This is a genomic window from Accumulibacter sp. (assembly GCF_023806635.1).
GTDB lineage: Bacteria > Pseudomonadota > Gammaproteobacteria > Burkholderiales > Rhodocyclaceae > Accumulibacter.
Window position 1 is genome coordinate 117,907 of record NZ_JAMTDQ010000006.1, and the last position, 12,272, is coordinate 130,178.

General features: G+C 66.9%; 11 protein-coding genes and 1 other RNA gene. All 12 read right to left on the reverse strand.

What is annotated here, in order from left to right; translation table 11 throughout:
- Positions 1-1,089, reverse strand: coding sequence for a phospho-N-acetylmuramoyl-pentapeptide-transferase (mraY, locus tag NFW30_RS01330; protein WP_295350175.1), 1,089 nt, complete (start codon positions 1,087-1,089; stop codon positions 1-3).
- A complete protein-coding gene (gene murF, locus NFW30_RS01335) occupies positions 1,089-2,459 on the reverse strand; it encodes a UDP-N-acetylmuramoyl-tripeptide--D-alanyl-D-alanine ligase (RefSeq protein WP_295350329.1) in 1,371 nt (456 codons plus the stop codon). The genes mraY and murF overlap by 1 nt, the downstream gene beginning before the upstream one ends.
- A 5-nt stretch (positions 2,460-2,464) precedes the next feature.
- Positions 2,465-3,973 carry a UDP-N-acetylmuramoyl-L-alanyl-D-glutamate--2,6-diaminopimelate ligase gene (locus NFW30_RS01340; RefSeq protein ID WP_295350178.1) on the reverse strand — a complete coding sequence of 503 codons (1,509 nt, stop codon included), beginning with the start codon at positions 3,971-3,973 and terminating at the stop codon, positions 2,465-2,467.
- Complete coding sequence (locus NFW30_RS01345; protein WP_295350180.1) at positions 3,970-5,721, reverse strand: penicillin-binding protein 2; 1,752 nt, start codon at positions 5,719-5,721, stop codon at positions 3,970-3,972. Before NFW30_RS01345 ends, NFW30_RS01340 begins: the two co-directional genes overlap by 4 nt.
- The gene (ftsL, locus tag NFW30_RS01350) at positions 5,718-5,996 is read right to left on the reverse strand and encodes a cell division protein FtsL (RefSeq protein WP_295350183.1); all 279 of its coding nucleotides are present in this window, start codon (positions 5,994-5,996) and stop codon (positions 5,718-5,720) included. Before ftsL ends, NFW30_RS01345 begins: the two co-directional genes overlap by 4 nt.
- Before the next feature lies 1 nt (position 5,997).
- Complete coding sequence (gene rsmH / locus NFW30_RS01355; protein ID WP_295350186.1) at positions 5,998-6,948, reverse strand: 16S rRNA (cytosine(1402)-N(4))-methyltransferase RsmH; 951 nt, start codon at positions 6,946-6,948, stop codon at positions 5,998-6,000.
- On the reverse strand, positions 6,945-7,391 hold the full coding sequence (gene mraZ / locus NFW30_RS01360) for a division/cell wall cluster transcriptional repressor MraZ (protein WP_295350189.1): 447 nt from the start codon (positions 7,389-7,391) through the stop codon (positions 6,945-6,947). The genes rsmH and mraZ overlap by 4 nt, the downstream gene beginning before the upstream one ends.
- Positions 7,392-7,757: 366 nt before the next feature.
- Positions 7,758-8,123: RNase P RNA component class A (rnpB, locus tag NFW30_RS01365), an RNA gene on the reverse strand.
- A gap of 9 nt (positions 8,124-8,132) precedes the next feature.
- Positions 8,133-8,915, reverse strand: a complete 783-nt coding sequence (locus NFW30_RS01370; RefSeq protein ID WP_295350192.1) for a DUF3025 domain-containing protein — start codon at positions 8,913-8,915, stop codon at positions 8,133-8,135.
- Positions 8,912-9,358 carry a hypothetical protein gene (locus NFW30_RS01375; RefSeq protein ID WP_295350195.1) on the reverse strand — a complete coding sequence of 149 codons (447 nt, stop codon included), beginning with the start codon at positions 9,356-9,358 and terminating at the stop codon, positions 8,912-8,914. Before NFW30_RS01375 ends, NFW30_RS01370 begins: the two co-directional genes overlap by 4 nt.
- 41 nt (positions 9,359-9,399) lie before the next feature.
- The gene (pyrC, locus tag NFW30_RS01380) at positions 9,400-10,434 is read right to left on the reverse strand and encodes a dihydroorotase (protein WP_295350198.1); all 1,035 of its coding nucleotides are present in this window, start codon (positions 10,432-10,434) and stop codon (positions 9,400-9,402) included.
- 115 nt (positions 10,435-10,549) lie between these two features.
- Positions 10,550-12,235 carry a bifunctional protein-serine/threonine kinase/phosphatase gene (locus NFW30_RS01385; RefSeq protein WP_295350201.1) on the reverse strand — a complete coding sequence of 562 codons (1,686 nt, stop codon included), beginning with the start codon at positions 12,233-12,235 and terminating at the stop codon, positions 10,550-10,552.
- Between the last annotated feature and the right edge of the window lie 37 nt (positions 12,236-12,272).

Sequence of the window (12,272 nt, forward strand, 5' to 3'; positions counted from 1 at the left end):
TCACCGGAGTTTCAGGGTGGACAGACCGGCCAGCACCAGCATGATGGTGATGATCCAGAAGCGAACGACGACCTGTGTCTCCTTCCAGCCGCCCAGCTCGAAGTGATGATGCAGCGGTGCCATGCGGAAGATGCGACGGCCGCCGGTCATCTTGTAGAAGAGCACCTGCGCCGCCACCGAAAGGGTCTCGGCGACGAAGACACCGCCCATGATCGCCAGCACGATCTCCTGCCGCACGATGATGGCGACCGTCCCGAGCGCGGCGCCGAGCGCCAGCGCGCCGACATCACCCATGAATACCTCGGCCGGGTAGGCGTTGAACCAGAGGAAGCCGAGTCCGGCGCCGGCAATTGCGCCGAGCAGGATCGCCAGCTCACCGGCGCCCGGGATGTACGGCAGCAGCAGGTACTTGGCATAGACCGCATTGCCGGCGACGTAGGCGAATATCGCCAGGGCGGCGGCGATCATCACCGTCGGCATGATCGCCAGGCCGTCGAGGCCATCGGTCAGGTTGACGGCGTTGCTGGTGCCGACGACGACGAGATAGCTGAGAACGACGAAGCCGAGCAGCCCGAGTGGATAGGCGACGGTCTTGAAGAAGGGGACGATGAGCTCGAGCTGCGCCGGTCCACTGGCTGTCAGCGCAAGGTAGAGCGCGACCATGAGGCCGAGCGCCGACTGCCAGAAGTACTTCCAGCGCGCCGCCAGCCCGCGTGGATTGCGATGCACCACCTTCTGCCAGTCGTCATACCAGCCAATGCTGCCGAAACCGATGGTGACGAGCAGCACGACCCAGACGTAACGGTTGCTGAGGTCACCCCAGAGCAGCGTCGTGATCAGGATCGCGATCAGGATCAGGGCGCCACCCATGGTTGGCGTTCCAGACTTCAGGAGGTGCGTCTGCGGACCGTCGTTGCGCACCGCCTGACCGATCTTCTTTGCCGCCAGCCAGCGGATCAGTCGCGGACCGGCGATGAAGGAGATGATCAGCGCGGTCATTGCCGCCAGCACCGTCCGCAGGGTGATGTAGCCGAAGACGTTGAAGGCCCGCACGTCCTGTGCCAGCCACTGCGACAGCCAGAGCAGCATCAGACGCCCTCCCCGGCTGGCGCACAGATCGCCTCGACCACCCGCTCCATGCGCATGAAGCGCGAACCCTTGACGAGCACGGTCGTATCCGGCCCGATCTCGCCAACCAGCGCTTCGATGAGTTCCGCGAGGTGGAGGAAGTGCTCGCCGCCGCTACCGAAGTTGTGCGCGGCGAGGGCGCTCGCCTCGCCGAGGGCGAGGAGACGGTCGATGCCCTGGCTCTTCGCATAGCCGCCGATCTCGTCGTGAAACTGGCCGCTCATCTCGCCGATCTCGCCCATGTCACCCAGCACCAGGATCTTGCGGCCGACTGTCGCCGCGAGAACTTCGATGCCGGCGCGTACCGAGTCGGGGTTGGCGTTGTAGGTGTCGTCCAGGAGCTGCGCGCCGTGCATGGCCCGACGCAGCTGCAACCGCCCCTTGAGGCCGCGGAAGCGGTTCAGGCCGGCCTGCACGGTTGCCAGCGGGATACCGGCAGCCAGCGCGGCGGCGGCGGCGGCAAGGGCGTTGCGTGCGTTGTGCCGGCCGGGCAACGACAGCGTGACCTCGGTCTCGTCGCCACCGCAGGCGAGCAGCAGGCGATTCTCGAGGCCATGCAACGCAACCCTGCCGCTGACGTCGGCGGCCTGCTCGAAGCCAAAGGTCGTCCGACGCAGGCCCTGGCTCTGCTGCCGCCAGAGATCGGCCCAAGGATCGTCGGCGCAGAACACTGCGACGCCGTTCTCGTCCAGCCCGGAATAGATGGTGCCCTTCTCGCGGGCGATCGCTTCGACCGAGCCCATGCCGGCGAGATGGGCTCGCTGCGCGTTTGTCACGATGGCGATGCCTGGGCGGGCGATTCCCGCCAGGTAGGCGATCTCGCCCGGGTGATTCATTCCCATCTCGACGATCGCCGCACGATGGCCTTCATGCAGGCGCAGCAGGGTCAGCGGCAGGCCGATGTCGTTGTTGTAGTTCCCCTGGGTGGAGAGCACGGCATCACCGTATGCCGCCCGCAGGATGCTGGCGATCATCTCCTTGGTCGTCGTCTTGCCGTTGCTGCCAGTGACGGCGATCAGCGGCAAGGTGAAGCGACTGCGCCAGTCGGCCGCCAGCGCGCCCAGCGAGAGCCTGGTCTCGGCGACGACGACCAGCGGCAACCCGCTCGAGCGCAGCTGCGCGGCGGCGTCAGCGGCGACGACGGCCGCGGCGGCGCCGCGTTCCTGTGCCACTGCGAGGTAGTGGTGACCATCGAAGTGGTCCCCGCGCAGGGCGACGAAGAGATCACCGGCGGCGATGGTTCGGCTGTCGGTCGACACGCCGCTGAAGCTGCGGTTGTCGCCGACGAGGACACCCGCCGTCGCCCGTGCCGCCGCCAGCAGGTCCATCATGTCGCTCATCGATGCAACTCCTGGCGCGCGAGGAGTGCGGTACGCGCCTGCGCGACGTCGGAGAACGGCCGGCGCACGCCGCCGATCTCCTGGTACGGCTCGTGGCCCTTGCCCGCGATCAACACCACTTCCGCAGGATGTGCCGAGAGAATCGTGCGCCGGATCGCTTCACCACGGTCGGCTATGACCTCGGCGGCCGGAGCGGCAACGCCGATCTGCGCGATGATCGCCTGCGGGTCCTCGCTGCGCGGATTGTCGCTCGTCAAGACGACGCGATCGGCACAGCGCTGGGCGACCTCGCCCATCAGCGGTCGCTTGCCGGGATCGCGATCGCCACCGCAGCCGAAGACGGTCGTCAGGCCGGCACCGCGCGCCGTGGCGACGGGTCGCAGCGCGCGCAAGGCGTTCTCGAGGGCATCCGGCGTATGCGCATAGTCGACCACGACCAGCGGCTGCGCGTCACCGCCCACCTTCTCGAGGCGCCCGGGCGGTGGTTGCACGCCGGCGAAGCGCTCCGCAACCTCTCGCGGCGTCAGCCCGGCATCGAGCAGGACGGCGGCCACCGCCAGCAGATTGGCGACGTTGTAGCGACCGAGCAGCGCCGTCTCGACCAGGGCGCGACCGCCGGGCGCACAGAGCCGGAAGCGCAGGCCGGCGATCGTCTGCTCGACGTCCTCGGCACTGATCGTCCCCTGCCGGTCGCTGCCGCCGCCCTCCTGCGTATACGCGACCACCTTGCTGGCGGTCGTCATGCTGGCCAACTCACGCCCGAAGGGGTCGTCGACATTGCACACCGCCAGTCGCAGGCGTGGCCAGGTAAACAACTTGGCCTTGGCTGCCGCATAGGCCGCCATGCTGCCGTGATAGTCGAGGTGATCGCGGGTGAAGTTGGTGAACACCGCCACGTCCACCCGGGCGCCGTCGAGGCGGCCTTCGGCCAGACCGATCGAACTCGCCTCGAGCGCGCATGCCTGCACGTCGTCGGACGCATAGCCGGCGAGACAGCGCGCCAGCGTCGTCGCCTCGGGCGTCGTGTAACCGGTGTCTGCCAGCCGCCCCGGCAAGCCGGCGCCGAGTGTCCCGATGATCGCGCAGGAGCGCGGATGAGTGGCGCCGATCCACTGCGTGACGCTGGTCTTGCCGTTGGTTCCGGTGACGGCGATGAGCGACAGGCGCTCGCTCGGGCGACCATGGACGGCATGCGCGAGAGGTCCGCGCAGCCCGCGCAGCCCGCTGACGGGCACACCGGGGACAAGCCGGTCGCCACACCACGGGAAGGCATCCGCACGCTCGTCACCCGCTTCCCAGAGGACAGCCTCGGCACCACGGGCAATCGCGTCGGCGATGAACTGGCGGCCGTCGACGCGATCGCCGGCGCAGGCGAGAAACAGGTCCCCCGGCCTGAGCTGCCGGCTGTCGTCAGTTGCGCCATGCGCGACGACGCCAAGCAGCGACAGCCGCTGCAGGATCTCGGCGACCGCTTCGCTGGCGCCGTGACTGGCCGGAGTGATCACAGGCGAGCCTTCGGCAGCGGTGGCTTTGGCGTCTCGGCGACGACCAGTGGCGCGTCGGGTGAAATCCCCAGCGTGCGCAGCGAGCTTCCCATGACCGACGCGAAGACCGGCGCCGCGACCTCGCCACCATAATGCTTGCCAGCGCTCGGCTCATCGATCATGACGGCGACGATCAGGCGGGGATCGGACACAGGTGCAAATCCGACGAAGGACGAGACGTACTTGTTGGCATAGCGTCCGGCTACCAGCTTGTGCGCCGTGCCGGTCTTGCCGGCAACGCGATAGCCGGGAATCTGCGCCTTCGGTGCGGTGCCACCCGGCTGCACCGCCATCTCTAGCATCATCCGGACCTCGCGCGCGGTCTTGGCGCTGAACACCGCCGCGCCGCTGGCTACCGCGGAATCGACCCGGGTCAGGGAGAGCGGGACCAGGTCGCCGTCACGGGCGAAGACCGAGTAGGCCCGCGCCAGCTGGATCAGCGACACCGAAATCCCGTGCCCGTACGACATGGTGGCCTGCTCGATCGGCCGCCAGCTCTTCCAGGGACGAACGCGCCCGGTGACTTCTCCCGGAAATCCGAGGCGGGGCGCCTGGCCGAATCCGACGTCGTCGAACATCTGCCACATCGTCTGCGATGGCAGCATTGCCGCGATCTTGGCGGCACCGACGTTGGACGACTTCTGAATCACCTGGGCAACGCTCAGCGCACCATGCGGATGGGCGTCGGCAATCGTCGCGTTGCCAATCGTCAGGCGGCCTGGAGCGCAGTTGATGATCGTCTCCGAACGGACCTTGCCCGTTTCGAGACCGAGGGCGATCGTGAATGGCTTGAGCGTCGAGCCAGGTTCGAAAGTGTCGGTCAACGCGCGGTTGCGCAACTGCGCACCCGACAGCGACTCGCGATTGTTCGGGTTGTAGGTCGGCCAGTTGGCGAGGGCGACGATCTCGCCGGTACGCGCATCGATCACCACCACCCCACCCGCCTTGGCATTCTGGTCGCTGATCGCCTGCTTGAGGTGGCTGTACGCCAGGTACTGGATCTTCGAGTCGAGCGCCAGTCGGACTTCCTTGCCGTCCTGAGGCTGCTTGATCGAGCCGACGTCCTCGACGATCTGGCCGCGGCGATCCTTGATGACGCTGCGGCTTCCCGGCTGACCGAGCAACTGGCCGTGGAATGCCAGTTCGACACCCTCGAGCCCGCGGTCGTCCACGCCGGTGAAGCCGACCATGTGCGCGGTCATCTCGCCGGTTGGATAGAAGCGGCGGTACTCCTTGTCCTGGCCGATGCCGGGGAGCTTGAGGGCTGCCACACGCTCGGCCACCGCGGGCGGAATCTGCCGCCGCAGGAAGACGAAGGTCTTTTCGGTGTCGAGCTTCTGTGCCAGCTGCCGCGGGTTCATCTCGAGCACCGACGCCAGCTCGACGATCTGTTCCGGAGTCAGTCGCGCGACCTGCGGCACGGCCCAGATCGACTTCATCGGCGTCGATATCGCCAGCACGTCGCCATGACGGTCGGCGATGCGCCCGCGCGAGGCACTGATCTCGATGTCGCGCCGATAGCGGGACTCACCCTTCTCCTGCAGGAAGTCGTTGTTGAGCACCTGCAGATAAAAGGCGCGGCCGATCAGGACGACGAATGAGCCGATGATCAGCAGGCCGAGGAGGCGCGAGCGCCAGGTCGGCAAACGCATCTGCAACAACGGATTCTCGGCGAACTTGTGCGCCACCTTCCCCTTGAAACGCATCATCTGGACGATCCCCCGGCGGGTGCGGCGGCGATCACCCGGGACGACTCGGGCGTGCTCATCCTCAGCTTGTCGCGCGCGATTTTCTCGATCCGCGGCGCCGCGCCCCAGGTCGAGAGTTCCAACTGCAATTGTCCATGCTCGACCTCGAGCTGCCGCGCGTGTTCCTGCTCGGCCTCGAGCGCCATGAAGATCCTGCGTGCCTTGTGCTGCGAAGTGACCACGCCAAGACTGCAGAGCACCATGACGAGCAACAGGAGGACGTTCAGACGAACCATTTCAGGCGGCCTTCAAGGCAATCTTTTCCGCTACCCGCATGACGGCACTGCGCGCGCGGGGATTGCTGGCCACCTCGGCGGCGCTCGCCCGGACCGGCTTGCCCACCAGACGCAGCCGCGGCTGCGGCAGCTCGGCGGCGCGCAGCGGCAGTCTCTTCGGCGCCTCGTCCGGCGCCGCCTGCGAACGCATGAAACGCTTGACGATGCGGTCTTCGAGCGAGTGGAAGCTGATCACCACCAGACGACCGCCGCACTTGAGGACGGCCATCGCCTGCGGCAGGACTAACGCGAGCTGCTCGAGCTCTTGATTGATATGAATCCGTAGAGCTTGAAAGGTACGCGTCGCCGCATCCTGGCCGGGCTCACGGGTGCGCACGGTCGCGCGTACGAGCGCGGCGAGCTCCCCCGTGGTTGCAAGAGGCCGCTCTCCCCGAGCAGCCACAATCTTCTTTGCAATCTGGAAAGCAAACCGTTCTTCACCATAGCTCCTGATTACCTCCGTGATCTCCTGCACGCTGGCCCGCAGGAGCCACTGTGCCGCCGTTTCGCCCTCTGTCGTGTCCATCCGCATGTCCAGCGGTGCGTCGTGGCGAAAACTGAAACCGCGCTCGCCCTGATCGAGTTGCGGCGAGGACACGCCGACGTCGAGCAAAACGCCGTCGACGCCTTCGTCCACTGCGAACTCCTCCTGGCGCAGGGCTTCGAGGAGATCACCAAAGCACTGGTGCCGAACCAGCAAGCGCCGGTCGCCGATCGCCGATGCAGCGGCTACCGCCTGCGGATCGCGGTCGATGGCCAGCAGGCGGCCCTCCGGCCCGAGCCGTTCGAGGATCGCCAGCGAATGCCCACCGCGGCCGAAAGTGCCGTCGATGTATCTGCCTGCGGACTGGATTCTCAGCGCCTCGACCGCCTCCCGCAACAGGACGGTCTGATGCTGCAGCGGTGCGCTCACAGCGCCAGATCTTCTAGGCCGGGAGGCAGGAACTGCTCACCCAATGCGAAGACGGCCTCCTGCTGCTGCTGCCAGCCGGCATCCGACCAGATCTCGAAATGGCTGCCCTGGCCAACGAGCCAGATCTGCTTGTCGAGTTGCGCGAAATGACGCAACTCGGGAGCCACCAGTAGCCGCCCGGCCGCATCCATTTCCTCTTCGCGGGCGTTACCGACCAGCAGCCGCTTGATCGCGGCAGACTGCGGATTGAAGCTTGAAGCAGCCAGCACCTTGTCACGGATCGGTTCCCAGGCTGGCTCGGGATAGAGCAGCAGACAGCGGTGGGGATGTGCGGTGAGGACCAGGCGGCCATTGGCGGCAGATGCGAGCGCCTCCCGGTGGCGTGCCGGAATGGCAAACCTCCCCTTGACATCAAGACTCAACGCTGCCGCACCCTGAAACATCAAACTGACTCTTTCCCTGCCCGCAGGCCGCTCGAACGGCAAACTTCCCACTTTCCACCACTTGCCCCCACTTTAAGGCAAAGATTCTCTCAAAGCAAGGGTCATGCACCACTTTCCTCAATTTGGACAAGCACTTATCAGCGACAAGCGGAAACCGTCGAAAAAGGAGCGATAACCTCGGCAAAACAATCGCTAAGGATCGTTATTTAAAGTGCTTTATGAAGAAGTGGCGTGAAGGTCACGCGACTGCGGCCGCGGCGAATGCTCGATGTGTGCCGGACGCCGCCGGTAGCGACTGTGGCAGAGGGGACAGGCGACTGACAGCCAGCGATCGCTGACCGTCACTGTGGTGGCGGCGGTGACGGGGTGGGAAGTCGGTCGATAAGCCGGGTTCTGTCGTGGACAGCCATTCATCTAGGCGTACTGTCACCAGCACGCTCAAGCAGCCTACCCGGAAGCAGCGCGAGCCACGCCCATGCTTCCCTATTTGGCCTTGCTCCGGATGGGGTTTGCCGTGCCGTCCGTGTTGCCACGTCCGCGGTGAGCTCTTACCTCACCGTTTCACCCTTACCTGCCCCGGTCTGCACCGGGACATCGGCGGTCTGCTTTCTGTTGCACTTTCCGTCACCTCGCGGTGCCCGGTCGTTAACCGGCATCGTGCTCTGTGGAGCCCGGACTTTCCTCTCGGCGCCAGGTTTGCACCTCTTGCCCAGCGGCTGCCTGACCGACTTCCCGCCGCGATTATACCGGGCAGCGGCGGCGACCGGGCCGGAACTGCCACTCGTCATCGTAGTAGGCGGCATGCTCGCTCGCCGGCGTGACCCCTGGCAACCCAAGCAACGGGAGCGGTTGCCAGCCGCGCGCCGCCTGGTGGTGGCCAGCCGAGAATTCGGCCGCCAGGCGGCGGTCGACATCGGCAAGTTGAGTGGCCAGCGGCTGCTCGAGCCAGGCTGGACTGACCTGGTGGAGAACGGCCTTGGCCGTCAGGCCACGAAACGGGCGCAGCAATTGCTCGTAGGTCGCGTGCCCGAATACCAGGCAGCGCAACTCCCGCGACAGTTCACTTCGGCGTTCCCAGAACAGCCTGCGCCATTGAAAGCCGCGCACCAGCTCAAGCAGCTCCGGGTTGCACGAAACGACGACCACGCCACACTCGTCGAAGTGCGTCAGCGCGTCACGCTCGCGACAGCGCGGCCCCGCTTGCTGCCGAAGCAGCTCGACGTGGCGTGCGTTCAGCGCCGCCTTGGTCAATGGAAAGGCAAGCCAGACGAGGGCGTTGAAGAAATCGTGCCAGTTGTCCGGCCGTGTCGCGACCTCGCCGGTCAGCCAGATGCGCGTCTCGTAGTCGAGGTCGTCGAGCGGCGGCGCCACGAAGGCGATTCGCCGCCCGGCTGCATTGCGCACCTCGCGCGCCGCGGCAGGAACGGCCAGCGCAGCAGAGTCGGGGGTCAGCGGCAGCGGGTTGAGGACTGACCGCAGAGCGGCGAACAGGCCGCCCGCCGGCGGCAGCCCTGCCGCGCTCACTGACCGGCAGTCGCGCCGGCAGGTGCAGGCTGTGCGACCGGCTCCCCGATCCAGCCGAAGGTACCCTGGCGCATCTGGAAGCTTCCCTGCAGCGGCCCCAGGCCGCCCTCCGGTTCCGCCTCAAGCCGGGCAAATCCCTCGCAGGTGCGCGTCTCGACGACGTACATGCGTTTGCCCTGCTTGAGAATCCAGGCGTCGTTGCCGGGCGCGAAAACCTCGACGCGCATGTCGGCGCCACCGGCACCGATCTCGTGCCGCCGCTGGCAGTCCGGCATGCGCGCCGCGACGACGGAGTATCTTGCCGTCTTGTCCCAGGGCAGGGTCTGGACGCGGATCAGCGTCAGTGCGTGCTGCCGCGAGCCATCGATCTCGAAAGCCGCACGCTGATCCGAACAGGCCGCCAGCAACGGCAGCCACAGGAGAAGCAATCTGCGCGAGAACACAGGCGACCTCCGCGGGATGGAATGGCAGACGGGCGCCGGCATCAGTCGAGCAACCGCCAGCGCAGCGACTCGCCGGCACGCAGCGGCACCAGGGACTCGCCGCCGGCATAGCCGAAGGCGGCAGGCAGCAGCCACTCTTCCTGCTGCAGCGTGACCTGCCCGGCGTTTCGCGGCAAGCGGTAGAAATCGGCACCGTGGAAGCTGGCAAAGGCCTCCAGGCGATCGAGCGCCGCCATCGACTCGAAGGCCTCGGCATAGAGTTCGAGCGCAGCCGGCGCCGTGTAGCAACCCGCACAGCCGCAGGCGTGTTCCTTGCTCGCGCGCGAATGCGGCGCCGAATCGGTCCCGAGAAAGAACTTCGGGTTGCCGGAGGTGGCCGCCTGCAGCAGCGCCTGCCGGTGCCGCTCCCGCTTGAGCACCGGCAGGCAATAATGATGCGGTCGGATGCCGCCGGCGAAGATCGCGTTGCGGTTGTAGAGCAGGTGGTGCGCCGTGATCGTGGCCGCGACGTTGGCACCGCAGGCACGAACGAAGTCGGCAGCATCGCCGGTGGTGATGTGCTCGAAGACCAGCCGGATCCCGGCATGCCGCCGTAACAGGGGCTGCAGAACACGCTCGATGAACACCTTCTCGCGATCGAAGACATCGACGGCCGGGTCGGTCACCTCACCATGGACGAGCAGAGGCAGGCCACACTCCTCCATCGCCGCTAGGACAGCGGCGCACCTGCCGATGTCGGTCACTCCCGAGTCCGAGTTCGTCGTCGCCCCGGCCGGATACAATTTCACCGCCCGCACGAAGCCGCTGCCAGCCGCACGCCGGACCTCCTGCGGCGACATGCTGTCGGTCAGGTACAGCGTCATCAGCGGTTCGAACGATACACCAGCCGGCAGGGCGGCGAGGATACGTGCGCGATACGCGCCGGCAGCGGCTACGGTGGTGATCGGCGGGCGCAGGTTCGGCATGACGATGGCGCGGGCAAACTGCCGTGCCGAGTGCGGCAACACCGCCGCCATCGCCGCGCCATCGCGCAGGTGAAGGTGCCAGTCGTCAGGGCGGGTGATGGTGATCTGCATGATCGCGCCTGGGCAAGGACAAGGCCGAATTCTAGCAGCCTGCCTGGCCTTGTGCCGCTGGCGGCAGGCGCAAGCTCCCTGCCGCTGTCGCGGCGCGCGACGAGGCTGCAGGCACTCAGCCGCGAGTCAACAGCATCAGCAGGAGCAGATTGAGCAGCAGCGACAACGCTGCAACGAGACGCCAGGTCAACAGCGGATTGCGCATCGCCAGCGGCGTGATCGGCGGCCGCGGGAGAGGTCGGGTTGCACCCCGCTCGAGGGCGAGGAGGAACTCTTCCGGCGTTTCGAAGCGATGCGCCGCTTCCCTGGCAACCGCCTTCAGCAGCACGTTCTCGAGCCAGCCCGGGATATCCGGGCGATAGCGGGTCGGCGCCACCGGCATGGCGAACTTCGGGTGCTGAAAGGGCTCGATTTCGCCGTAGGGATACCTGCGCGTGAGCAGATGATAGAGCGTGACGCCGACCGCGTAGAGATCGTGCGCCGGTCCGGCCCGCTCGCCGGCGAAGAGTTCGGGCGCCCGGTAGCTCGGCGTTCCCGGACTGCCGGCTGGCTCATCCTCCTCCGACTCGCTCAGGGCGACGCCGAGATCGAGGATGCGCAGGCGGCCGTCACGCCCGAGATGGATGTTGGCCGGCTTGATGTCCCGATGCGCCACGTCAAGCCGGTGCAATGCCGCGATCCCCTTCAGCAAGCGGATTCCGTGCTGCACGGCTTCGCCGACGCTGAAGTGCAGACCCGCATCAAGCATGCGCTGCAGTGTCGCGCCTTCATGCCAGGTCTGCAGGTAGTAGAGGCAGCTTCGCCGCTCGGCCGGTACCACCTGCGCAAAGAAGGGTGAGACGATCCGCCGGGCGCGCCACTCCTCCATGATCAGCGCACGCATCGCGTCGGCGTCGTCGGCAAGTTCCGGATGCAGCGTCTTCAGTACCGATTGCTGTCCGGAGACGCGATCGCGCACACGGTACAGCAGCGTCGCCCGCGAATCGTGCAACGGCTCTTCGATCACCAGCCCGTCCAGTTCCTGGTCCGGCTTCAGGCGCGGCGGCAGCGGCAACCGTACGCTGTCCGCCAGGGCATCGCGCAGGTTCTCCGCCGGCACCTCGTTCACCCGCAGCACGATGGCGCTGGCGTTGTCATGGCCGTCGCAGGCGAGGGCGAGACTGGTCAGGGACGCCGCTGCCTGCTGGGCATCCGGATGGGCGAGCAGCGCGGCTTGCAGCCGCGTCATGCCGAGCGGCACCCAGACGCCGTCGGAACAGAGAAGAAAGCAGTCGCCGGCCGCCAGCTCGCCGTCGTAGAAATCGAGTTGCAGGTGCCGATCGAGGCCGACCGCTCGCGACAGCACATTGCTGAGCTCCGGATGTTCCCAGACGTGGTCACTGGTCAGGCGGCTGCAGACGCCGCCGCGCAGGAGATAGAGCCGACTGTCGCCGACATGCGCACAGACGTAGCGACGCCCGCGCAGGACGAGTGCAGTGAGCGTCGTCGCCATGCCCGACAGTTCGGCCTGGCGGGCCGCTTCGGCCACCACCCAGCGATTGAGCGCGGCGACGACCGTGTCGAGCGCGTGCGCCACGCTCCACGTGTCTGGCGTCGCGTAGTAGTCCGAGAGCAGCCCGCGAACCGTGTACTCCGCCGCCTCGCGCCCTCCCTGATGACCGCCAATACCGTCGGCTACCGCTGCGAGCAGCCCCTTGTTCTCGAGTTCGGCCCCCTGCGGCGTGACCATGCCGCAGAAGTCCTCGTTGCGATCACGCGGACCGGTCAGGGACGAGTAGCCGACATCGACGCGCAGCGGCATGCGGGCAGGCTCCGGAAGGAAATGCGGCGGCAGGTCG

What these genes read in the sequence shown, in the direction of transcription:
- NFW30_RS01385 (WP_295350201.1), bottom strand. Translation starts at nt 12,235, where the DNA reads ATGCCGCTGCGCGTCGATGTCGGCTACTCGTCCCTGACCGGTCCGCGT.
- ftsL (WP_295350183.1), bottom strand. Translation starts at nt 5,996, where the DNA reads ATGGTTCGTCTGAACGTCCTCCTGTTGCTCGTCATGGTGCTCTGCAGT.
- mraZ (WP_295350189.1), bottom strand. Translation starts at nt 7,391, where the DNA reads ATGTTTCAGGGTGCGGCAGCGTTGAGTCTTGATGTCAAGGGGAGGTTT.
- pyrC (WP_295350198.1), bottom strand. Translation starts at nt 10,434, where the DNA reads ATGCAGATCACCATCACCCGCCCTGACGACTGGCACCTTCACCTGCGC.
- NFW30_RS01345 (WP_295350180.1), bottom strand. Translation starts at nt 5,721, where the DNA reads ATGATGCGTTTCAAGGGGAAGGTGGCGCACAAGTTCGCCGAGAATCCG.
- mraY (WP_295350175.1), bottom strand. Translation starts at nt 1,089, where the DNA reads ATGCTGCTCTGGCTGTCGCAGTGGCTGGCACAGGACGTGCGGGCCTTC.
- murF (WP_295350329.1), bottom strand. Translation starts at nt 2,459, where the DNA reads ATGATGGACCTGCTGGCGGCGGCACGGGCGACGGCGGGTGTCCTCGTC.